This window comes from Sphingomonas crocodyli (assembly GCF_004005865.1).
GTDB lineage: Bacteria > Pseudomonadota > Alphaproteobacteria > Sphingomonadales > Sphingomonadaceae > Rhizorhabdus > Rhizorhabdus crocodyli.
Window position 1 is genome coordinate 2549173 of sequence record NZ_SACN01000001.1, and the last position, 21110, is coordinate 2570282.

Annotated in this window: 20 protein-coding genes; 9 read left to right on the top strand and 11 right to left on the bottom strand. The window is 63.7% G+C overall.

Features of this window, described 5'->3' with window-relative positions; genetic code table 11:
• Positions 1-4: 4 nt before the first annotated feature.
• Positions 5-1120, top strand: coding sequence for an acyl-CoA dehydrogenase family protein (locus tag EOD43_RS12175; protein WP_127744125.1), 1116 nt, complete (start codon positions 5-7; stop codon positions 1118-1120).
• A gap of 263 nt (positions 1121-1383) precedes the next feature.
• On the top strand, positions 1384-2757 hold the full coding sequence (locus EOD43_RS12180; RefSeq protein WP_127744126.1) for a class II 3-deoxy-7-phosphoheptulonate synthase: 1374 nt from the start codon (positions 1384-1386) through the stop codon (positions 2755-2757).
• Positions 2758-2905: 148 nt separating this feature from the next.
• Here the strand turns inward: EOD43_RS12180 and EOD43_RS12185 are convergent, their stop codons facing one another.
• The 3 genes from EOD43_RS12185 to EOD43_RS12195 are packed head-to-tail and all read right to left on the bottom strand — an operon-like array spanning position 2906 to position 4060.
• The gene (locus EOD43_RS12185; protein ID WP_127744127.1) at positions 2906-3283 is read right to left on the bottom strand and encodes a VOC family protein; all 378 of its coding nucleotides are present in this window, start codon (positions 3281-3283) and stop codon (positions 2906-2908) included.
• Positions 3283-3717 carry a host attachment family protein gene (locus EOD43_RS12190; RefSeq protein WP_127744128.1) on the bottom strand — a complete coding sequence of 145 codons (435 nt, stop codon included), beginning with the start codon at positions 3715-3717 and terminating at the stop codon, positions 3283-3285. Before EOD43_RS12190 ends, EOD43_RS12185 begins: the two co-directional genes overlap by 1 nt.
• A 58-nt stretch (positions 3718-3775) precedes the next feature.
• On the bottom strand, positions 3776-4060 hold the full coding sequence (locus EOD43_RS12195; protein WP_127744129.1) for a hypothetical protein: 285 nt from the start codon (positions 4058-4060) through the stop codon (positions 3776-3778).
• 20 nt (positions 4061-4080) lie between these two features.
• On the opposite strand from EOD43_RS12195, the gene EOD43_RS12200 reads away from it, so the two are divergent.
• Both EOD43_RS12200 and EOD43_RS12205 read left to right on the top strand, forming a co-directional pair.
• Positions 4081-5208: a hypothetical protein gene (locus EOD43_RS12200; protein WP_127744130.1), complete on the top strand. Its 1128-nt coding sequence runs from the start codon at positions 4081-4083 to the stop codon at positions 5206-5208.
• The gene (locus tag EOD43_RS12205; RefSeq protein WP_127744131.1) at positions 5201-6616 is read left to right on the top strand and encodes a cytochrome P450; all 1416 of its coding nucleotides are present in this window, start codon (positions 5201-5203) and stop codon (positions 6614-6616) included. The genes EOD43_RS12200 and EOD43_RS12205 overlap by 8 nt, the downstream gene beginning before the upstream one ends.
• Positions 6617-6764: 148 nt before the next feature.
• Here EOD43_RS12205 and EOD43_RS12210 read toward each other — a convergent pair whose 3' ends face one another.
• The gene (locus EOD43_RS12210) at positions 6765-8384 is read right to left on the bottom strand and encodes a methyl-accepting chemotaxis protein (protein WP_164857217.1); all 1620 of its coding nucleotides are present in this window, start codon (positions 8382-8384) and stop codon (positions 6765-6767) included.
• 135 nt (positions 8385-8519) lie between these two features.
• On the opposite strand from EOD43_RS12210, the gene trmFO reads away from it, so the two are divergent.
• Entirely contained in the window at positions 8520-9839 is a 1320-nt protein-coding gene (trmFO, locus tag EOD43_RS12215; RefSeq protein WP_127744133.1) for a methylenetetrahydrofolate--tRNA-(uracil(54)-C(5))-methyltransferase (FADH(2)-oxidizing) TrmFO, read from the top strand.
• Here the strand turns inward: trmFO and EOD43_RS12220 are convergent.
• A complete protein-coding gene (locus EOD43_RS12220; protein ID WP_127744134.1) occupies positions 9836-10555 on the bottom strand; it encodes a sterol desaturase family protein in 720 nt (239 codons plus the stop codon). The genes trmFO and EOD43_RS12220 overlap by 4 nt on opposite strands.
• A gap of 144 nt (positions 10556-10699) precedes the next feature.
• Between EOD43_RS12220 and EOD43_RS12225 the strand changes: the two genes are divergently transcribed.
• Positions 10700-11368 carry a TetR/AcrR family transcriptional regulator gene (locus EOD43_RS12225; protein ID WP_127744135.1) on the top strand — a complete coding sequence of 223 codons (669 nt, stop codon included), beginning with the start codon at positions 10700-10702 and terminating at the stop codon, positions 11366-11368.
• Here EOD43_RS12225 and EOD43_RS12230 read toward each other — a convergent pair whose 3' ends face one another.
• The 6 genes from EOD43_RS12230 to EOD43_RS23670 all read right to left on the bottom strand — a co-directional run bounded on the left by EOD43_RS12230 (position 11369) and on the right by EOD43_RS23670 (position 18000).
• Positions 11369-12934, bottom strand: coding sequence for an alkaline phosphatase D family protein (locus EOD43_RS12230; protein ID WP_240653165.1), 1566 nt, complete (start codon positions 12932-12934; stop codon positions 11369-11371).
• 106 nt (positions 12935-13040) lie between these two features.
• Positions 13041-14300: a hypothetical protein gene (locus tag EOD43_RS12235; protein ID WP_127744136.1), complete on the bottom strand. Its 1260-nt coding sequence runs from the start codon at positions 14298-14300 to the stop codon at positions 13041-13043.
• Between the two features lie 18 nt (positions 14301-14318).
• Positions 14319-15368, bottom strand: a complete 1050-nt coding sequence (locus EOD43_RS12240; protein WP_127744137.1) for a ribonucleotide-diphosphate reductase subunit beta — start codon at positions 15366-15368, stop codon at positions 14319-14321.
• A 16-nt stretch (positions 15369-15384) separates the two neighbouring features.
• Positions 15385-15624, bottom strand: coding sequence for a hypothetical protein (locus EOD43_RS12245; RefSeq protein WP_127744138.1), 240 nt, complete (start codon positions 15622-15624; stop codon positions 15385-15387).
• 12 nt (positions 15625-15636) lie between these two features.
• Positions 15637-17538, bottom strand: coding sequence for a ribonucleoside-diphosphate reductase subunit alpha (locus tag EOD43_RS12250; RefSeq protein ID WP_127744139.1), 1902 nt, complete (start codon positions 17536-17538; stop codon positions 15637-15639).
• 228 nt (positions 17539-17766) lie between these two features.
• Positions 17767-18000, bottom strand: a complete 234-nt coding sequence (locus EOD43_RS23670) for a hypothetical protein (RefSeq protein ID WP_164857047.1) — start codon at positions 17998-18000, stop codon at positions 17767-17769.
• Between EOD43_RS23670 and EOD43_RS12255 the strand changes: the two genes are divergently transcribed.
• The 3 genes from EOD43_RS12255 to EOD43_RS12265 all read left to right on the top strand — a co-directional run bounded on the left by EOD43_RS12255 (position 17987) and on the right by EOD43_RS12265 (position 21095).
• The gene (locus tag EOD43_RS12255; protein ID WP_240653166.1) at positions 17987-18415 is read left to right on the top strand and encodes a glycine zipper 2TM domain-containing protein; all 429 of its coding nucleotides are present in this window, start codon (positions 17987-17989) and stop codon (positions 18413-18415) included. The genes EOD43_RS23670 and EOD43_RS12255 overlap by 14 nt on opposite strands.
• A 227-nt stretch (positions 18416-18642) precedes the next feature.
• A complete protein-coding gene (locus EOD43_RS12260; RefSeq protein WP_127744141.1) occupies positions 18643-19920 on the top strand; it encodes an MFS transporter in 1278 nt (425 codons plus the stop codon).
• A complete protein-coding gene (locus tag EOD43_RS12265; protein WP_127744142.1) occupies positions 19920-21095 on the top strand; it encodes a vWA domain-containing protein in 1176 nt (391 codons plus the stop codon). The genes EOD43_RS12260 and EOD43_RS12265 overlap by 1 nt, the downstream gene beginning before the upstream one ends.
• Positions 21096-21110: the final 15 nt, after the last annotated feature.

Here is a 21110-nt window from a genome sequence, read left to right on the forward strand (position 1 = left end):
CCAGATGAACTTCGATTATAGCGAGATGCAGCAGATGCTGCTCGACAGCGCCGAGCGGCTGATGAAGGAGCGCGGGCAGGTCGAAAAATGGCGCGAACGCCGCCATATCGACAACGGCCTCGACGCCGATGGCTGGGCGCAGTTCGCCGAGCTTGGCTGGCTGATGCTGCCGATACCCGAGGAAGCCGGAGGCCTGGGCGGCACGATGGAGGACGTCGCCCTGCTTAACATCGCGCTGGGCAAGGGGCTGGCGACCGAACCCTATATCAACAGCGTGGTCCTGTGTGCCCACATCCTCGCGCAGGCGGGCGGCGCGCAGGAGGCTCTGCTGGGCGGGATTGCGGGCGGCGAGGCTTTGGTCGCGCTTGCCCATGCCGAGATCGGCGACCGCTACGATATCGATACGCCGCGCGCGACCACGGCGGTGCATGACGGCAACGGCTATCGGATCGACGGCGCCAAGTCGGTGATCTTCGACGCGCCGTCCGCCACCCACTTCATCGTCAGCGCCGATCTCGCCGATGCGGGCACATCGCTGTTCGTGGTCGATGCGGGTGCTGCGGGCCTCGGCCTCTCCAGCTATCCGCTGGTCGATGGCACCCGCGCGGCAGACCTACGCTTCGAGGGCGTGACGGTCGATGCCGACGCGCTGCTGGCGTCCGGCGCCGAGGCGACCGACCTCCTCTTCGCCGCGACCGATCGCGCTGCGATCGCCGCGGTCGCGCAGGCGGTGGGATCGATGGAGGCGTGCCTCGATCTCTGCTCGGCGTACATGAAGGAGCGCAAGCAGTTCGGGCAGCCGATCGGCAATTTCCAGTCGCTCCAGCATATGATCGTCGACATGCTGGTGGCGACCCACCAGTCGCGCTCCGCCCTCTACGGCGCGCTCGCCTCGCTCGACGGCGAAGCGCAGGCGCGCATCCGCGCCATCTCCGCCGCCAAGGTGGTGATGGGCGAGGCGAGCCAGCTCGTCATGCGCCACGGCGTCCAGATCCACGGCGGCTACGGCGTGACCGATGAATATGCGATCAGCCATCATTACCGGCGGCTGCTGTCGCTGGAGAAGGCTTACGGGGATATCGAGTATCATGTGGCGCGGCTGGCAGCGGCGCACCACTGAGGCACGCAAAATCCTCCCCCGCCAGGGGGAGGTGTCAGCGTAGCTGACGGAGGGGGAGGACACGGCTAACTCCGGGCTGGTCGCCGCCCTCCCCCTCCGTCGCCTTCGGCGCCACCTCCCCCTGGCGGGGGAGGATAAGAGGCGACGAACCACGGAGAGGAGTGTGGCGCAAAAGCCCCGCTTCCCTGCCCCCAAGCCACCCTCCCCTTGCCTTTCCCCCGTCCCGAGCGCACATGCGCCGGCTCGAAAGGATATCAGGACCAATGGCGACGAACTGGACGCCCGACAGCTGGCGCAATCACGAAGCGGTGCAGATGCCCGTCTATCCCGACGCGGGGGCGCTCGCCTCGGCGGAAAAGGAGCTGTCGAGCTATCCGCCGCTGGTGTTTGCGGGCGAGGCGCGCGCGCTGACCGCGGATCTCGCCAAGGTCGCCGAGGGCAAGGCTTTCCTGCTCCAGGGCGGCGACTGCGCCGAAAGCTTCGCCGAATTCCATCCGGACAATATCCGCGACACGTTCCGCGTGCTGCTGCAGATGGCGGTCGTGCTGACCTATTCGTCCAAGCTGCCGATCGTGAAGGTCGGCCGCATGGCGGGCCAGTTCGCCAAGCCGCGTTCGGCCCCGAACGAGGAAATCGGCGGTGTCTCGCTGCCCAGCTATCGCGGCGATATCATCAACGATATCGAGTTCGCCGAAGCCGGTCGCTCGCCCGATCCGCAGCGGATGATCCGCGCCTACAACCAGTCGGCCGCGACGCTCAATCTGCTGCGCGCCTTCTCGCAGGGCGGCTATGCGAACCTGCACCGCGTTCACAATTGGATGCTCGATTTCATGGGCCGGAGTCCCTGGGCATCGCAATATGCGCAGGTCGCGCAGCGGATCGGCGACGCGCTCGACTTCATGGCCGCGTGCGGGATCAACCCGGAAACGGTGCCGCAGCTTGCCGGCACCAGCTTCTACACCAGCCATGAGGCGCTGCTGCTCCCCTACGAGCAGGCGCTGACCCGCCGCGACAGCACCACCGGCGACTGGTACGACACCTCCGCCCATATGCTGTGGATCGGCGATCGCACCCGCTTCGAAGGATCGGCGCATGTCGAATATCTGCGCGGCGTGGGCAATCCGATCGGCCTCAAGTGCGGCCCGAGCCTAGAGCCGGACGCGCTGCTGCGCATGCTCGACACGGTCGATCCCGCGCGCCAGCCCGGCCGCGTCACTCTGATCACGCGCTACGGCCACGACAAGATCGAAAAGCACCTGCCCAGCCTCGTCCGCGCGGTGAAGCGCGAAGGGCGTCAGGTCGTGTGGTCGTGCGATCCGATGCACGGCAACGTCGTGAAGGCCGCCAACGGCTACAAGACGCGCCCGTTCGAGCGCATCCTGGCCGAAGTGCGCGGCTTCTTCGCGGTGCACCGGGCCGAAGGCACGCATGGCGGCGGCATCCATGCCGAGATGACCGGCCAGAACGTCACCGAATGCACCGGCGGGGCGATGGCGGTGACCGACGAGAACCTCGCCGATCGCTACCACACCCACTGCGACCCCCGCCTGAACGCAGGCCAGTCGATCGAACTCGCCTTCCTGCTGGCCGAAATGCTCAACCAGGAAATGAAGGACCGCGCGAAGGACGCGGCATAAGCCGCGTCCTCGTCACCCAATCCTCGCCACAAACTCCTCGTCATTGCGAGGAGCCGCAGGCGACGCGGCAATCCAGTTCCGCACTTGAGAGGCTCGTGGCCCACTCACATTCGGGCCTGGATTGCTTCGCTACGCTCGCAATGACGAATTAGGCGGCGGACATCGTCACCGCCTCGATCTTGTTGCCATCGGGATCGTGGACGAAGGCGGCGTAATAGTTGGCGTCGTAATCGGTGCGGATGCCGGGGGCGCCGTCGCTGTGGCCGCCATGCGCCATCGCGACGTTGTGGAAGCGATCGACCATTGCGCGATCGCGCGCCGTGAAGGCGACGTGGGCGCCGTTGCCCGCGCTCGCCGCCCGCTCGTCCGACGGGCGGATCAGGCTGAACTCGATGTCGCCGGTGCCGTAATGGACGCCATAATCGTCGAGCATCAGCCGCCGCATCCCGAGCACCTCCATGACCGGATCATAGAAGGCTCGGGCACGCGCGACGTCGTCCGTCCCGAAGGAGACGTGGTGGATCATCAGAGGGCCAGCAGCGCCTTTTCGATCTTGTCGGTCGGGTGGCGGGTGAGATCCTTGTCGATCTCCGCGACGATCTTTTCGGCGACCGCCTTGTCATAATGTTTGCGCAGTTCGCCCAGCGTGCGCGGCGGGGCGATGATGATCAGCTTTTCGAAATCGTCGACCTTCTGCTTGAGCATCAGCGCGGTATCGGCGGCGAAGCGATCTTCCTCGATCTGGTGATAATCCGGTTCCTCCATAGCGCTCTGGCGGCCGCCGACCGGCGACATGGCGCGGCCGGCCGCGTCGGTCTTCATCTCGCGATCGGCAAGGTCGGCGTGGGCCGCCTGATCCTCCACGACGAGGTTGGGATATTGAGCATCGCCTTCGTTGCGCAGGAACAGGCTCTTGCGGCCATCGGCGACGAGGACCATTGCGCCGTGAACGATAAGCATGGGGGCGATCTCCTTGTTCGGTTTTGATGCCGAACCAACGCCCTGCCCCTCAAGCGGTTCAATATCGCGGGAATATCTTCCGGACGAGCTGCCCCTGCCACGGGGTGCCGTGATAATTGAAGAAGAACCAGCCATAGACGGTGGTGAAGAACAGGGCGGCGAAGGCCATCGGATCGCCCTTTTCCCGCATCCGGCGATAGAGGGTCAGATCGGCGGCGCGGCGATCCTTCTCGCTCCCGCCGCCGTGGATTCCGTAGGCGAGATCGTGGGCGTGGCAGCCTTCGTTACGATCATATTTGCGCCCGTCCATGAACAGGCAATATTGGCGTTTCCCATCGGGCATGGACCGAGTAGACAGCCGCGATGCAGGCTTTCAAGCGCAAAATCTTCTATCTCAGCGGCTTCGATCCACGCGGCGCCCGATATTATCACCAGATGTTCGGCGAACAGGCTACGCTGTTCAACGCGATGGCGGGCCGCCACGTCACCGTCGGCAAGCGCCGCCGCGAACCGCCGCATTCGGTGGCGTGGACGATCGAGGATCGCGATCCCGATACGCGCACCGACTATGTCTTTCTGGGCTGGGACGATGTGGTGCGCACCCATTGGGTGAAGAACCCGCTGGCGCTGCTCAAACGATCGGCCGCCGCCTATTGGAACTTTACCCGGCTGCTCGACTGGCCGATCGTGAAGACGTTTCCGTTCGGCGTCCGCTTCGCCTTCTATTATCCGGGCGTCTCCGCGATCGCGCTGCCGATCCTGCTGGGGCTGCTGCTGTGCCTGCCGGCGATCGCGCTGCTCGGCTGGGGCTGGGGATTGGCGGTGACGGCGATCGTGGCGGTCGCGGTGTCGATGTTCATCGTGAAGAAGATCCAGGGCTTCTGGCTGCTGCGCTTCATCATCTTCAACGATACGCTGGCCAACGATCGGCTGCCGCCCGATGTCGAGGCGCGGATGAACGAATTCGCCGATCAGATCGCCGCCAGCTTCGACGAGGATTGGGACGAGATCCTGTTCGTCACGCACAGCAACGGATCGATCATGGGCGTGCCGATGATGGCGCGGCTGCTCGATCGCTTCGGCGGCGCGCTGCCCGATCGCTTCGGCTTCGTGACTTTGGGATCGTGCATCGCGCTGATCGGCAATCGCAAGGACAGCCATCGTTTCCACGAGATGCTCGCACAGGTCGGCCGGGGCGATTTCCGCTGGCTCGACATCGGATCGATCACCGACGGCGCGTGCATCGCCGGCATCGATCCGTGCATCAGCACCCGCGAACCACGCCGCGCCCGCCTGTTCCAGACGAGCCCGCGCTGGTTCAAATATTGCGACCCCGCCACCTATCAGGCGCGCCGCCGCAACAAGTATGAGACGCATTTCGATTATCTGCGGACGTTCGATCGCCTGTCCCCGCTCGATTATATCGCGCTGAGTTCGGGCGCGCGCCCGCTGGCGCAGTCGATCGCCGCATTCGAGGCCGAAAATGGCTGATCAATGCCCCGTAACCGGTGAGCGGCATGATGGCGACGCGCCGATCTTCACCCCGCCCTATCCCGTTCCGCACAAGAGCAAGGCGTCGCTGTTCAAACGGTTCCTGACCGGATGGAGCAGCTGGATCCACACGCTGTTCGAAAAAAGCTATACGATGCGGATGGGCGAGATCCGCCTGCCCCGGCTCGATTTCTACATCGCCAACGATCTGGAGGTCGTCGATCGGGTGATGGACGATCGCGAAAAGGCGTTCCCCAAGCATCCGTTCCTGAACGACCTGCTCGACCCGCTGATCGGCAACAGCGTCTTTTCGGCCAATGGCGAAGATTGGGAACAGCAGCGCGCGATGGTGAACCCCGCCTTTGCGCACACCAACCTCAAGCGCGTCTATCCCGCGATGCAGGGCGCGGTGGACGATCTGATGGCGCAGATCACCGCGCTCGATCGCAGCAAGCCGATCGGCGTCGATCCGCTGATGACGCATGTCGCGGCCGACATCATCTATCGCACGATCTTCTCGGTGAAGCTGGACGGGGCGAGCGCGGACGCGATCTACCGCGCCTTCCATCGCTATCAGGAGAATATTCAGCCGGGCGCGATGCTGCGCCTCTACGGCCTGCCGACCTTCGGCTATCGCCGCCGCGCAAAGAAGGCGGCGGCCGATATCCATGCGGTGTTCGGCCCGATCGTGAAGGCGCGCCACGACGCCTTCCACAGCGGCACGGGCGAGGCGCAGAAGGACATCCTCCAGTCGCTGATGGAGGCGCGGCATCCGGTGACGGGCGCGCCCTTCACCTACGAACAGATCATGGAACAGGTCTCCACCATCTTCCTGGCGGGGCATGAGACGGCGGCGAGCACGATGACGTGGGCGCTCTACCTGCTGTCCGAATGCCCGCATCTGCAGGAGGCGCTGGCCGCCGAGATAGAGCGCGTGGCGGGCGATGCGCCGCTGGGCTTCGAACATCTGCGCGGGCTGGACGGGGTGCGCAACCTGTTCAAGGAAACACTGCGCCTCTACCCGCCGGTCAGCTTCTTCGTCCGCGAGATCACTGCGCCGACGACGATGCGCGACAAATTGCTGCAGAACGGCGCGATGTTGGTCGTCTCGCCGTGGCTGATCCAGCGCAACCGCGACAATTGGAAATGCCCGCACGCCTTCGCGCCCGATCGCTTCGACGATCCGGCCGAAGCCGAAGCCGCCAAGCGCGCCTACATGCCGTTCGGCAAGGGACCACGCATCTGCATCGGCGCGGGCTTCGCGCAGCAGGAGGGCATCTTGACGCTCGCCTCGGTGATCCACGCCTTCCGCTTGCGCTACCCGGATGCGCCCAAGCCCGAACCGATCAGCCGCCTGACGCTGCGGCCCAAGCATGTCGTGAAATTGTTCTTCGACGATCGGGGTTAGTTGCCCCTCTCTAATCCTCCCCCGCCAGGGGGAGGTGGCGCCGAAGGCGACGGAGGGGGAGGATACGAAACCTCCCGTTAGCCGCCGCCCTCCCCCTCCGTCAGCTACGCTGACACCTCCCCCTGGCGGGGGAGGATCAATGGGGGCGTCACGCCGCTCGCAACTGCGCCACGAACGTTTCGGTGGCGGCCTTGAGGCTGAGCGCGTCGGCGGACAGGCGGGTGGCGGCGGTCTGAACGTTGCCCGAGAGCGCGCCGGCGGCGTCGGCGGCGTGGGCGACTTCGCTCATCCGGTCCGCCATGTCGGCGGCGTCCTGCGCGGTGCCGTCGGCATGGCCGCCGACGCTGTTAGACACGGCCAGCTGTTCGGCGATCTCGGCGACGATCCGGTCGGACGTGACCCCCAATGAACCGACCACATCCGCAACCTCGGCCAGCGCGCCTTCGACCGCGCTTGCACGCTCGTCGACCGTGGCGACCAGAGCGGTGATCTTGCCGGTCGCGTCCTTGGCCTGGCGCGAGAGCAGCTTCACCTCATCCGCCACCACCGCGAAGCCGCGCCCCGCCTCGCCTGCGCGCGCAGCCTCGATCGAGGCGTTGAGCGCGAGGAGATTGGTGCGCGAAGCGATGTCGGCGATGATGTCGGCGAAACCGACGATGTCGGTGGTCCGCTCCGCAAGGGCTGCGAGCGAATCGTCACCCTGTTCGGAGCTGCGCTGCGCAACCGCGGTGAGCGCGCCCTGTTCGTTGACCTGGCTGGCGATGCGCGCGACCGAATGTGCGACCGCGCCCATATCGGCGGCGACTTCGCGTGATCGTTCGGTGACGGCATGCGCGGTCAGCGCGACGTCGCCCGCCTTGCGGCTGGCCTCCACCGCCAGAGCATTGAGTTCGCGCGAAGAGCCTTCGAGTTCGCCCGACGAGGACAGGACCGAGCGGACCACGCCCGCCACCGAATGTTCGAAGCGGTCGGCCAGATCGAGCAACGTCACGCGGCGGCGTTCGGCGGCAGCGCGCTGTTCCTCGACGCGGGCGGTGCGTTCGCGATCGGCGATCCGTTCGGCCTCGATCTGCGCGGCATAAGCCTGTTCGGCATAGGCGCGCGCCTTGATCGCACGCTCGGTCGCCTCCTGGCTTTCGACGAGCAGGTGCTGCGCGGTGGCGCGGGCCGCCTGCTGCGCGCGGAGCAGGCCGGCGAGGCGTTGGGCGGCGAAGCCCAGAAAGGTGCACTGGAGCAGCACGACCGCGCCGTGCAGGAAGACGCGGCCGATATCGCCGCTGTCGGTGGAGAGGAACACCCATTGCGGGCGAACCATTTCCAGCATCAGATGGTGAACCGCGATGATCCCGGTCGCCAGCACCAGCGGGCGCCAGTCGCACAGCACGACCAGCGCGCCGAGCCCGACGAAGAAATACATGTGCAGGTCCATCTGCCACGCATGGCCGGTGAACACGTAGAGGAAGAGTGCGGGGTGCAGCGCGATCATCATCGCGACGCTGAGCATCGCGGGCAGATCGTGGCGGCCGCGTAGCGCGCACTGGGTGGGTACGATGTTGATCGCAACGCCCATCAGCAAAGCGATCGTCAGATCGTCCGCCCCGATCACGAGGCCGCAGATCGCCATCACGAACAGGCTTGCCCACCCGCAGGCGCATAGGAGCCGGATGCCGTTGATGCGGATCAGATCGAGATCGCCAATCTCCCCCGCGCGCGTCACATCGCGGGTCAATATCCCGATTTTGCTGAGGACGGTTTCCGCGCTGATCATGCCGTCCCGCATGGCGCGGAAATGGTTAAGAAAGCCGTGCGACAGGGCTTAGACTTTGGTCGCACCGGTCCGATAGCGGACCAATTGCCTCCTCCTGTTCCCCCGCGCGATGAAAGCCTCTAAAGGCGTGCGCATATGACATATCAGGTTCACATCATCGGCGGCGGCCTCGCCGGTTCGGAAGCCGCGTGGCAGCTGGCGCAGGCGGGCATCAAGGTGCGCCTGTCGGAGATGCGCGGGGTGGAGGGCACCCCCGCGCACCAGACCGACAGCCTGGCCGAACTCGTCTGTTCGAACAGCTTCCGGTCGGACGATCCCGCCAATGCGGTCGGCCTGCTCCATCACGAGATGCGCGCGCTGGGTTCGCTGATCATGGCTAAGGCCGACAAGCATCGCGTGCCCGCCGGCTCCGCGCTGGCGGTCGATCGCGAGGGCTATGCCGAGGGCGTGACCGAGGCGATCGCGAGCCATCCGAATATCGAACTGGTGCGCGAGCGCGTCGACGCCCTGCCCGACGGCCGCGTGATCATCGCCACCGGGCCGCTGACGGCCGAGGCGCTGGCCGGGCAGATCGGCAGCGCGACCGGCGAGGATGCCCTGGCCTTCTTCGATGCGATCGCGCCGATCGTCCACCACCATTCGATCGATATGGACGTCGCATGGATGGCCTCGCGCTGGGATAAGGGCGAGACCAAGGACTATATCAACTGCCCGATGACGAAGGAGCAGTATCTGGCCTTCCACCAGGCCCTGATCGACGGCGAGAAGGGCGAGTTCAAGGAGTGGGAGAAGAACACGCCCTATTTCGACGGCTGCATGCCGATCGAGGTGATGGCCGAGCGCGGCGTCGATACGCTGCGTTACGGGCCGATGAAGCCGGTGGGGCTGGATAATCCGAAGACCGGGCGTTGGCCCTATGCGGTCGTCCAGCTGCGGCAGGACAATGCGCTGGGCACGCTTTGGAACATCGTCGGCTTCCAGACCAAGCTGAAGCATGGCGAGCAGGTGCGCATCTTCCGCACGATCCCCGGCCTGGAAAATGCCGAGTTCGCGCGGCTGGGCGGGCTGCACCGCAACACCTTCATCCAATCGCCGCGCCTGCTGGACGGGACGCTGCGCCTGAAGTCGCGGCCGAACATCCGCTTTGCGGGGCAGATTACGGGATGCGAGGGCTATGTCGAAAGCGCCGCGATCGGCCTGCTCGCGGGCCGCTTCGCCGCCGCCGAGATCCTTGGCACCGAAATGGCGCCCCCGCCCCCCACGACCGCGCTGGGCGCGCTGCTGGGCCACATCACCGGCGGGGCGGAGATTGACTCCTATCAGCCGATGAACGTCAATTTCGGCCTGTTCCCCCCGCTCGTCGACGCCAAGGGCGGCCGCAAGAGCAAGAGCGACCGCAAAGCGATGTACGCCGAACGCGCGGGCGAAGCGCTGAAGGACTGGATGGCGGCTTAGGCCAGCTTGCGCCCCACCAGCAGCGGCAGCACGCGCATCGTCGAGCCGGCGTGGAGGCCCGCATCGTCCGCCCATGCGCGCGGGTTGCGGAAGGTGCCGAGGACGATGTCCCAGATCGGAAGGTCCGAATAATTGTGGCCGTGGACGCCGCGCTGATGGTGGAGCGCGTGGCTTTCGGGGCGCTGGACGATGTAGCCCAGCCAGTGCGGCGTGCGGATATTGGCGTGCTGGAACATCGCGAGGAAGGTCGCGGCGAGCGCGACGATCAACGTGGCCTCCGGCGACAAGCCTACGATCCCGACGAGACAGAGCGAGCTGAGCAGCGCCCATCCCAGCATATCGAGCGGGTGGAAATAGAAGGCGCCCCAGATGTCGACCCGTTCGGCGCTGTGATGCATCTGATGGAAGGCGCGCCACAGCGGATCGAAGCGGTGCATCGTGCGGTGCCAGACATAGACACCGAGTTCGAGCAGCAGCAGCCCGCCCACCACCTGCACCACAAAGGGCAAGGCGCGGCCATCGAACAATTGCCGTTCGCCCAGCCACGCATCCCACAGGAATGGCGCATAGGTGCCGATCGCGAAGTAGAGGACGGCCGATGCGGCGCCCATGACGGGCCACAGACCGATGCGGGGAAAGTCCCGCGCGCGAAAGATCAGGTCGACGATCACGAATGTCGCGAACATCCCCAATGCGATATAGTGAAATATAGTCATGCCCATCCCGATGATTCGATGATGGCAGACCAATTAGGCCGGACGACGAGCGCGCTCTAGAAGGCGCAGGGTCGGTTCGGCCCAAGCCATAGAAACCGTTAAATTCGTTACTGTTTCACTGTCCGGCGCGCGGGGGACTGGCCGATGGCCGAAGGTGTGATCGACAAAACCATACCGGGAGTACAGTCGGACGGCGACGCGCCGTCCAAGGGCGTGCGCACGCGCGAGCGGATCATGGACATCGCCGAGGAGGCGATCCTGCACAAAGGCTTTGCCGCGACTTCGATCGACGAACTGGTCGAGGCCGCCGGGATCACCAAGAGCGGCTTCTTCTATCATTTCCACGACAAGAACGATCTGGCGCGGCAGATCGTCGCCCGCTTCAGCGAGCGCGACAACCGCATCCTCGATCAACTGACCGAGCGCGCGCGATCACTGTCGGACGATCCGCTGCAAAGCTTCCTGATCTTCATCCGCCTGTTCGCCGAGACGATGGACGACCTGCCCGAACTGCACCCCGGCTGCCTCGCGGCATCGATCACCTATCAGGAGCGCTTCTTCGATCGCGAGGTGACGCGGCTGATCCGCGAGACCGCGATCGGATGGCGCACGCGCTTCCACGACTGGCTGTCCGAGATCGCCGAACTTTATCCGCCCGCCATCCCCGCCGATCTGACCGCGCTGGCCGACCATTTCACGGTCGTCGCCGATGGCGGGATCATCACGTCACGCGCGCTGGGCGACAAGGCGATCATCGGGCGGCAGATGCGGCTGCTTCACGATCATGTGAAATTGCTGTTCGGCGGGCGCTGATCAGGCCTGAACCAGCTTCGGATTGCCGTGCTCAATCGCGAAGGTCGCGCGGGTGCTGACCACGCCGCCGGGTTCGTGGACCTTGTCGACGGTGCGGAAGCGGCTGGTCCACAGGTCGGGCGCGACATCGCACAGCAGATAGCCGCGCTGGTCCTGCTTGAACTTTAGCGTCGGGTTAGCGGCCATCACCTGCGCCTGATCGTAGCGCGCATCGCTGCCCGATCCGCCCGAACTGATCGATGTGGAGACGAACTCGACCGCGACGGGCTTGCCCGCGCCGTCGCCGGGCGCAAGCTCGCCCGCGAAATTCTGATGCTCGTCGCCGGTCAGCACCACGACATTGCCGAGGCCGTCGAGATTGCGGAGCAGCCGATCGCGCGGGGCGAGATAGCCGGCCCAGCTGTCGAAGTTGCGCGTCGGCTTCGGCCCCGCCACGCCGTCCCGATCGCGCGCGAGGTTCATCATCATCACCTGTTGCGCCAGCACGTTCCAGCGGCCGGCCTTCTGCCGCAATTCGCTGGTCAGCCACGCCTCCTGCGCCGATCCCAGCACCTGCGCCTTCGGATCGCGCACGGCGTCGCATTCCGCCGTGAAGTTTTCGCCGCACGGCCGGGACGTGCGGAACTGGCGAGTGTCGAGCAGGTGGATGTCGGCGAGATCGCCGAAGCGCGCGCGGCGATAGGCCTGGATCGACGCGCCCATCGGGATCGAGGCGCGGCGCAGCGGCATATATTCGTAATAGGCCTGAAACGCGGCCTGTCGGCGGAGCAGGAACAGTTCGGGCGGGGTGCCCTGCGCGCTGTGATCGCTGACCCAGTCGTTCGAGACTTCGTGATCGTCGAAGGTGGCGAACCAGGCGGCGGCGCGGTGCGCGGCCTGCAGGTTCGGATCCATCCGGTACTGGGCGTAACGCAGGCGATAATCGTCGAGGCTGTAGAGTTCATCGCCCAAATGATCGCGCACGACCGGGATCGATCGACCGTCATGGCCGGGCTTGCTCATCAGCTTGCGGCGGCCTTCGTAGATATAGTCGCCATAATGGTAGAGGAAGTCGATCTCCTGATCGGCGATGTCGGCAAAAGCGGTGTAGAGGCCGTCCTCCCACGCCTGACAGCCCGCGACCGCGAAGCGCATCCGATCGGTGCGCACGCCAATGGCGGGCAGCGTCTTCGCACGGCCGATCGGGCTGACCTCGCGCCCGATCCTGAAGCGGTAGAAGTAGGGCCGCGCGGGCTGGAGGCCAGCCAGTTCGACATGGACCGAATGGCCGATTTCGGGGCGGGCGGCGGCGGTGCCCTTCTGGATGATCTGCTTGAAGCCCTCGTCGGCCGCGACCTCCCAGTCGACATCGACCTTCGCCATCGGCATCCCGCCGTGCCGATCGAGCGGATCAGGCGCGAGCCGCGTCCAGATCACGAACCCATCCGCCGCCGGCTCCCCCGCCGCGACGCCCAGCCGGAAGGGATAATCCCGAAACAGCATCTGCGCCTTGAGGATCGCAGGCGCCGCCGCCGTGGCGGCCGCCGCACCGACCAGCAGGCCGCGACGGGTGATGAAATGGGTCAAGCGAGCACTCCGAATGCGGGAATGCGCGGGCTATGCGGACGTTCCGTGACGGAGATGTGTCGGCAGCGGCGAGACGATGACGCCAGCAAAAATGACTCGCGAACAGTCAATCGAGCTTTTGAAGCTGATTTTTTACGACATTCATCGCTGTGCTTATCCAAGCGCTATCTGGGAAATGCGCCGCTAAGGGGGCCATGCCCGCAGCGCTGCTAAGAGCAAGAGCAAGCAGGGCCGCAACTGCAACTTTCGACACAGCAGTCGATAAAGAATCCGATGTTTTCCGAGCAGATTTTTCAAATAAATCCGCTCCGTAATTAAAAACACTTATGATCATATTCTCAATTGATCGCCAAACGGCATAAACAGCCTTCACAGATGCCTCTGCAGGATTAGCGATCAAACGATTTAACGCAAAAAGTGTTCTAGGAACATTTTCATTAACATGTTCTGTATTTTTATTAACTTCTTCAATTATTCTTTGAAGAACACCTGATATTTTTACAATATCATCCGTAGAGGTTTTAGCCTCAGCGGCTTGAGTGACAAAACGATGCCACTCAGGGAATTGAGCCACATACATATTTATATGTAGCGCATGAGACTTAAGCATAGCCGCCACAATGTCCGGCAGCTCTTTTTCAAATCTCTGACATATTATCTCAAATCCAACATTAGCCATCCCTAACCGGACAATGTCCGAGTTCGAATTAACCTTATCTTGAATATCCTTAATACTATCAAGCAGGCGCTTGTCACAATTTGTCATTTCGAGGTGACGAATTATCTCGTCACCCCTAGACGTTATCTCTTCTTTAGCTTGAAAAACATTGTTCTCATCTTGTTCAAGCGGACAAGCTGGCTGCTTGACCACAAGAAGGATGCCATCAACCACGTCAAATTTCGCGGGAGCAACATACTGCTCCCTAGGAACCACCGCTTTAATACGCCTGGCTGAAAAAGTGTCTGCGTTATCGAAAAACGATGCCTGCGGCAGAAAACGCTCGATGGACTGCAGGAGCAATCCAAGGGCCTCTCCTAGAGAAATGGTGCCTCCAGCCAATTTAGGGTCAAGCCTAGTCTGCCTTACCCTCATCGCCCTACCGCTATGATAGCGGATAGGAGAGAATTGTCGGAATATCGGGCTATCTATTAAATCCCTTAGCTCCTGATACAGGACATCTAAAGGATCATCATCTCCAGTATATGCAGCCTGACGGAAATCAAAGCTAATTTCTTCTAGCGTCAAGTAAAGGGCACGAACACGGTTTCGAACATCACTCTGGCCTGATCGAACAATATTCAAATCGATGCTTTGCTTCATAGAAGCAAGAACGATCAAAATATCGTCGACTACCTGTCGATCCATGCTCGAATGTCCAAATATTTACTCGGCCGCGACGCCATCCCCGAACAGGCCCGCCTCGAGCGCGTCCTCGTTCGCGGCCGGAACCGCCTTGGCCGCCTTGCGCTTGTCGAAGGCGTCCCACACGTCGTTCCACTGGCCGCGGGTGGCGGCCTTCGAATATTCGGTCGCGCGGGTTTCAAAGAAGTTGGCGTGTTCGACGCCGTTGAGCAGCGGGGCGAGCCAGGGGAGCGGATGCTCCTCGATCATGTAGATCGGCTTGAGGCCCAGCTGGCCCAGGCGCCAGTCGGCGATGTAGCGGACATATTTCTTGATGTCCTTGGGCGTCATGCCGTTGACCGGGCCCATTTCGAACACGAGATCGATGAACGCGTCCTCGATCCGCACCGTCTTCTGGCACATGTCGAGAATGTCGTCCTTGACCGCCGGGGTCAGGCAGTTGCGCTCCTTCACGAAGGCGTGGAACAGGCGGATGATGCCTTCGCAGTGCAGCGTCTCGTCGCGGATCGACCAGGTGACGATCTGCCCCATGCCCTTCATCTTGTTGAAGCGCGGGAAGTTCATCAGCATCGCGAAGGACGCGAACAGCTGCAGCCCTTCGGTGAAGCCGCCGAACATGGCGAGTGTGCGGGCGATATCCTCATCGCTGTCGACGCCGAAGGTCGCCAGATAATCGTGCTTGTCGCGCATCTCCTTATACTGAAGGAACGCGCTATACTCCGTCTCGGGCATGCCGATCGTGTCGAGCAGGTGGCTGTAGGCCGCGATGTGGACCGTTTCCATGTTGCTGAACGCGGTCAGCATCATCTTGATCTCGGTCGGCTTGAACACGCGGCCATATTTGTCGTGGTAGCAATCCTGCACCTCGACATCGGCCTGGGTGAAGAAGCGGAAGATCTGCGTCAGCAGGTTGCGCTCATGATCGGTGAGCTTCTGCGCCCAATCGCGGCAATCCTCGCCCAGCGGCACTTCTTCCGGCAGCCAGTGGAGCTGCTGCTGGCGCTTCCAATATTCGAAGGCCCACGGAAATTCGAAGGGCTTGTAGGCGCGCGATGCGGAGAGGAGCGACATGGGGTGAGCCTTCCGTTCAGCTGAACAGGATGATGACGACGGCGAGCGCGAACATGACCGCTGCCGACAGGAGATTGCGGGCGCCGAAGGCGCGAAGCTGGGCGGGCGTTTCCTCACCCTCCCCCAGCACCGCGCCCGCCGGCGCGCGGGCGGCCTTGCGCGCCCGGCCGTACGCCGCGAAGGCGAGGCCGAGGCACAGCAGGCCGACCAGCGCGGTCACGGCCGCGATGATCAGGGGCAGGTTGAGGTCGTCCACGTCAGCCGGCCTTTACTGGCACGCCAGACATTCGTCGTAATCCTTCACCTCGACCTCGATCTGGCGAAGGTCGATCGTGTTGTCGGCCTCGACGCCGCCGGCGAAGCCCGCGCGCTGGATCGACTTGGACCGCAGATAATAGAGCGACTTGATGCCCAGTTCCCATGCGCGGAAGTGGAGCATCAGCAGATCCCACTTTTCCACGTCGGCCGGGATGAACAGGTTCAGCGACTGCGCCTGATCGATATAGGGCGTGCGATCGGCCGCGAGCTCGATCAGCCAGCGCTGGTCGATTTCGAAGCTGGTCTTGAACACGTCCTTTTCGTCCTGCGTCAGGAAATCGAGATGCTGGACCGAACCGCCGCGTTCGAGGATCGAGCTCCACACCGCATCGCTGTCCTTCGACTTTTCGGCGAGCAGCTTCTGCAGATAGACGTTCTTGATCGAGAAGCTGCCCGACAGCGTCTTGTGGGTGTAGATATTCGCCGGGATCGGCTCGATGCAGGCCGAGGTGCCGCCGCAGATGATGCTGATCGACGCGGTCGGCGCGATCGCCATCTTGCAGCTGAAACGCTCCATCACGCCCTGATCGGCGGCGTCGGGGCACGGGCCACGCTCGGTCGCCAACAGCATCGACGCTTCGTTAACGCCGGCGTTCACATGCTTGAAAATCTTGAGATTCCAGCTCTTCGCCATCGCGCCTTCGAAGCCGAGGCCCCGCGCCTGGAGGAAGCTGTGGAAGCCCATGACGCCCAGGCCCACCGAACGTTCGCGGCTGGCGCTATACTTGGCGCGGGCCATCTCGTCGGGCGCGCGATCGATATAGTCCTGCAGGACGTTGTCGAGGAAGCGCATCACGTCTTCGATGAAGCGCTTGTCGCCGTTCCACTCATCCCAGGTTTCGAGGTTGAGCGAGCTGAGGCAGCAGACCGCGGTGCGATCCATGCCGAGATGGTCGCGCCCGGTGGGCAGCGTGATTTCCGAGCACAGGTTCGAGGTCGAAACCTTGAGGCCCAGATCGCGGTGATGCTTGGGCATCGTGCGGTTCACGGTGTCCGAGAAGACGATGTACGGCTCGCCGGTCGCCAGACGGGTTTCGACCAGCTTCTGGAACAGCGCGCGCGCATCGACCGAACCGCGCTTCGATCCGTCCTTGGGGCTCTTGAGCTCCCATTCCGCCCCGTCGCGCACCGCCTCCATGAAGGCGTCGCTCAGCAGCACGCCGTGGTGCAGGTTGAGCGCCTTGCGGTTGAAATCGCCCGACGGCTTACGGATTTCGAGGAATTCCTCGATCTCCGGATGCGAGACGTCGAGATAGCAAGCGGCCGAACCGCGGCGCAGCGACCCTTGCGAGATCGCGAGCGTCAGCGAGTCCATCACGCGGACGAAGGGAATGATGCCGCTGGTCTTGCCGTTCAGGCCGACCGGCTCGCCGATGCCGCGCACCGAACCCCAATAGGTGCCGATGCCGCCGCCGCGCGCCGCGAGCCACACATTCTCGTTCCAGGTGTTGACGATGCCCTCAAGGCTGTCGTCGACCGAGTTGAGATAGCAGCTGATCGGCAGGCCCCGGCCCGTGCCGCCATTCGACAGCACCGGGGTGGCCGGCATGAACCACAGCTTCGAGATATAGTCGTAGAGCCGCTGGGCATGCGCCTGATCATCGGCATAGGCCGACGCCACGCGGACGAAGAGATCCTGATAGCTTTCGCCGGGCAGGAGATAGCGATCCTTCAGCGTCTCCTTACCGAAATCGGTCAGGAGAGCATCGCGGCCATGATCGACCTCGACGGGATAGGGCTGCGGCAGGATCGCGGTCGAATCGATCGCTTCCTTCTTGGCGGCCTTCACCGCTGCTTCCACCATCGTCGCCACGTCGTTCGAGCTCACTTCGCTGCTACCAGAAAGATCCACCGCCCTTACTCCGTCCACACACCGTAGCGCATAGGCGCTCGCGGGGTTTGTTCCTGTTACGTTCATAGCAGAGGCAGTGGGACATAGATAGGGTGTCCGGACGGGATATCACCCCCGTCCATCGACGAATCCTGTCATGTTCCGGCTCGTTGCAGCGATTCGCGAGGGCCCCCGCCCATCCCGATCGAACCACCACAATTTGCGTCAGCCCCTGTATGCCAACACCATCTATAGTGCCGCATCCACGGGCAGGCGCAAGATGGAAAATTCCTCTTTCCACAGATGTTTCGCTTGACGCGGAAAACCGGGCATCGCGTGCGAGCCGCAGCTTTCAAACAGCTGAACGCGCCGTAATTTTTCCTTAATGCAACCTTGTGAACATTCCACGGTTCTCGCTTCGTCCAACCGACGGAGAAAAAGAATCATCCGTAAGTTTGTGCTCGCCGCGATGATCGTGATCACCGCCGCCCCCGCTGTGGTGGCCGTCGATTCTGCCGCTGCGCAGGATCGCCGCGACTGGCGCGACAATGGCCGCCGGGACAATGATTGGCGCAACGGCCGCAATTACGACTGGAACCGTTATGACCGTCGTGGCGGCCGCGATCATTATGACGCATCGCGCTATTATCGCGACGATCGCCGCTACAAGGAACGGCGCCTGACCCGCAACGACCGCATCTATCGCGGCGATGATGGCCGCTATTATTGCCGCCGCAACGACGGCACGACCGGCCTGATCGTCGGCGCGCTGGCGGGCGGCGTGCTGGGCAACGTCATCACCAACGGCAATTCGTCGCTGCTGGGCACTGTGATCGGTGCAGCGGGCGGCGGCCTGCTCGGCCGCTCGATCGACCGCGGCGAGGCGCGCTGCCGGTAAACCTAGCCCTTCCTCGTCATTGCGACCCCGAACTTGATCCGGGGGAAGCAATCCAGGCCCGAACCAGAAGAGGTTCGTGACCATCTCCAGTGCGGGCCTGGATTGCCGCGTCGCCTCCGGCTCCTCGCAATGACGAGCTTTGGGGGAAGAGGTTTAACGGAAGGAAGTTCCGTTAGCTTGACCCCCGCCCCTCCGCGCGCCAATCCGGCGACATACCGGAGGGGATTATGACCGACACCATCGCGCCGCCGTCACCAAGGCGCATCCTGCTGGCGAGCCTGACGGGCACGTCGGTCGAATTCTACGACTTCTATATCTTCGCGACCGCCGCCAGCCTGGTGTTCGGGCCGACCTTCTTCGGCGGCTTCGCGCCCTCCACCCAGCTGATCTGGTCCTACACCTTGCTCGGCCTCGCCTTCCTGTCGCGGCCGCTGGGCGCGTGGGCGTTCGGCCATTTCGGCGACCGGATCGGGCGCAAGTCCACATTGGTCGCGTCGCTGATGGTGATGGGCGGATCGACTTTGCTGATCGCCTTCCTCCCCTCTTATGAGGCCGCCGGCTGGCTGGGCGCCTTCCTGCTCGCGGTGCTGCGCTTCGGGCAGGGCTTTGGTCTGGGCGGCGAATGGGGCGGTGCGGCGCTGCTCGCGGTCGAGAATGCGCCGCCGAACAAGCGCGGGCGATACGGCATGTTCCCGCAGCTGGGCGCGCCCGTCGGCTTCATCGCGGCGAACGGCCTGTTCCTGATCCTGGGCGTCGCCATGACGCAGGAGCAGTTCATGGCGTGGGGCTGGCGCCTGCCCTTCCTCGGTTCCGCCGTGCTGGTCGGCGTCGGGCTGTGGGTGCGGCTGAAGCTGACCGAAACGCCGGCGTTCAAGGCCGCGCTGGAAGAGGCCGAGCCTGCCAAGGTGCCGATCGCCGAACTGTTTCGCGAGCATATGGTGCCGACGATCGCGGGCACCTTCGCCGCGGTCGCGTGCTTCGCGACCTATTATCTCGCGACCGCCTTTGCGCTGGGTTACGCGACCAAGAATCTGAGCATTCCCAAGGAGACGTTCCTGGGCGTGCAGCTGACCACGATCCTGTTCATGGCGGGTGGCATCGCGCTGGCGGGCTGGTGGTCCGACGTGAAAAGCCCGCGCTACGTGTTGATCGCGGGCTGCATCGGCACGATTGCGACCGGCGTATTGCTCGGGCCGCTGTTCGCGGGCGGGCATCTGACGCCGATCTTTCTCTGGCTGGCGTTGGCCCTGTTCATGATGGGCTTCGTCTATGGGCCGCTGGGCGCCTTCCTGCCCTCGCTGTTCCCGCCGCGCGTGCGCTATACGGGCGCGTCGATGACCTTCAACATCGCGGGCATCCTGGGCGCCGCGCCGGTGCCCGCCGTCGCCCAATATCTCGCCGAGCGCGGTGGCCTGTCCTACGTGGGCTATTATCTGTCGGCGTCCGCCATCGTCAGCCTCGCGGCGCTGTGGTGGACGCGCCACCATGATGGTAAGCACGCCTGATGTTCTTCGGCTTCCTCGACGAATTGCGCAGCGCGGGCATCCCCGCGAGCCTCAAGGAGCATCTGACGCTGCTCGAGGCGATGGATCGCGACGTGATCGGGTGGAGCGCGGAGGAATTCTATTATCTCGCCCGCGCGACCTATGTGAAGGACGAAGGGCTGCTCGACCGGTTCGACCGGGTCTTCGCCAAGGTCTTCAAGGGCTTGCTCGACGAAGCGGGCGAAGGCGCTGAACTGCCCGAGGACTGGCTGAAGGCGGTTGCCGAGAAATTCCTGACGCCGGAGCAGATGGAAGAGATCAAGTCGCTGGGCGACTGGGACGAGATCATGGAGACGCTCAAGAAGCGGCTCGAGGAACAGCAGGGCCGGCACGAAGGCGGCAACAAGTGGATCGGCACCGGCGGCACATCGCCCTTCGGCAATTCGGGCTATAATCCCGAAGGCATACGCATCGGCGGCGAGAGCCGGCACAAGCGCGCGATCAAGGTGTGGGAGAAGCGCGAGTTCAAGAATCTCGACAATGATGTCGAGCTGGGCACGCGCAACATCAAGGTCGCGCTGCGCCGCCTGCGCCGCTTCGCGCGGCAGGGCGCAGCCGACGAACTGGACATCGATGGCACGATCGACGGCACCGCGCGGCGCGGCTTCCTGGATATCCAGATGCGGCCCGAGCGGCGCAATGCGGTGAAGCTGCTGCTGTTCCTCGACGTCGGCGGATCGATGGACCCGTATATCAAGATGGTCGAGGAGCTGTTTTCGGCCGCGACGACCGAGTTCAAGCATCTCGAATTCTTCTACTTCCACAATTGCGTTTACGAAGGGCTATGGAAGGACAATCGCCGCCGCTTCGCCGAGCGGACGCCTACCTGGGACGTGCTCCACAAATTCGGGCACGATTATAAGCTGGTGCTGGTGGGCGACGCGCAGATGAGCCCGTATGAGATTTCGCACGCGGGCGGATCGGTCGAACATATGAACGAGGAGCCGGGGGCGCTGTGGCTCCAGCGGCTGACCAACGTCTATTCGTCGGCGGCGTGGCTCAACCCGGTCGAGGAACGCTACTGGCCCTCCTCGCAATCGACCCGGATGATCCGCGAGTTGATGGACAACCGGATGTTCCCGCTGACGCTGAGCGGCCTCGACGACGCGATGCGGTCGCTCGGGCGGAAGAAGTAGGCGCCCTAGCCTCCC

Coding starts and splice junctions, on each gene's coding strand:
- EOD43_RS12175 (WP_127744125.1), top strand. CDS start 5: ATGAACTTCGATTATAGCGAGATGCAGCAGATGCTGCTCGACAGCGCC.
- EOD43_RS12180 (WP_127744126.1), top strand. CDS start 1,384: ATGGCGACGAACTGGACGCCCGACAGCTGGCGCAATCACGAAGCGGTG.
- EOD43_RS12185 (WP_127744127.1), bottom strand. CDS start 3,283: ATGATCCACCACGTCTCCTTCGGGACGGACGACGTCGCGCGTGCCCGA.
- EOD43_RS12190 (WP_127744128.1), bottom strand. CDS start 3,717: ATGCTTATCGTTCACGGCGCAATGGTCCTCGTCGCCGATGGCCGCAAG.
- EOD43_RS12195 (WP_127744129.1), bottom strand. CDS start 4,060: ATGCCCGATGGGAAACGCCAATATTGCCTGTTCATGGACGGGCGCAAA.
- EOD43_RS12200 (WP_127744130.1), top strand. CDS start 4,081: ATGCAGGCTTTCAAGCGCAAAATCTTCTATCTCAGCGGCTTCGATCCA.
- EOD43_RS12205 (WP_127744131.1), top strand. CDS start 5,201: ATGGCTGATCAATGCCCCGTAACCGGTGAGCGGCATGATGGCGACGCG.
- EOD43_RS12210 (WP_164857217.1), bottom strand. CDS start 8,384: ATGATCAGCGCGGAAACCGTCCTCAGCAAAATCGGGATATTGACCCGC.
- trmFO (WP_127744133.1), top strand. CDS start 8,520: ATGACATATCAGGTTCACATCATCGGCGGCGGCCTCGCCGGTTCGGAA.
- EOD43_RS12220 (WP_127744134.1), bottom strand. CDS start 10,555: ATGACTATATTTCACTATATCGCATTGGGGATGTTCGCGACATTCGTG.
- EOD43_RS12225 (WP_127744135.1), top strand. CDS start 10,700: ATGGCCGAAGGTGTGATCGACAAAACCATACCGGGAGTACAGTCGGAC.
- EOD43_RS12235 (WP_127744136.1), bottom strand. CDS start 14,300: ATGGATCGACAGGTAGTCGACGATATTTTGATCGTTCTTGCTTCTATG.
- EOD43_RS12240 (WP_127744137.1), bottom strand. CDS start 15,368: ATGTCGCTCCTCTCCGCATCGCGCGCCTACAAGCCCTTCGAATTTCCG.
- EOD43_RS12255 (WP_240653166.1), top strand. CDS start 17,987: ATGATCGTGATCACCGCCGCCCCCGCTGTGGTGGCCGTCGATTCTGCC.
- EOD43_RS12260 (WP_127744141.1), top strand. CDS start 18,643: ATGACCGACACCATCGCGCCGCCGTCACCAAGGCGCATCCTGCTGGCG.
- EOD43_RS12265 (WP_127744142.1), top strand. CDS start 19,920: ATGTTCTTCGGCTTCCTCGACGAATTGCGCAGCGCGGGCATCCCCGCG.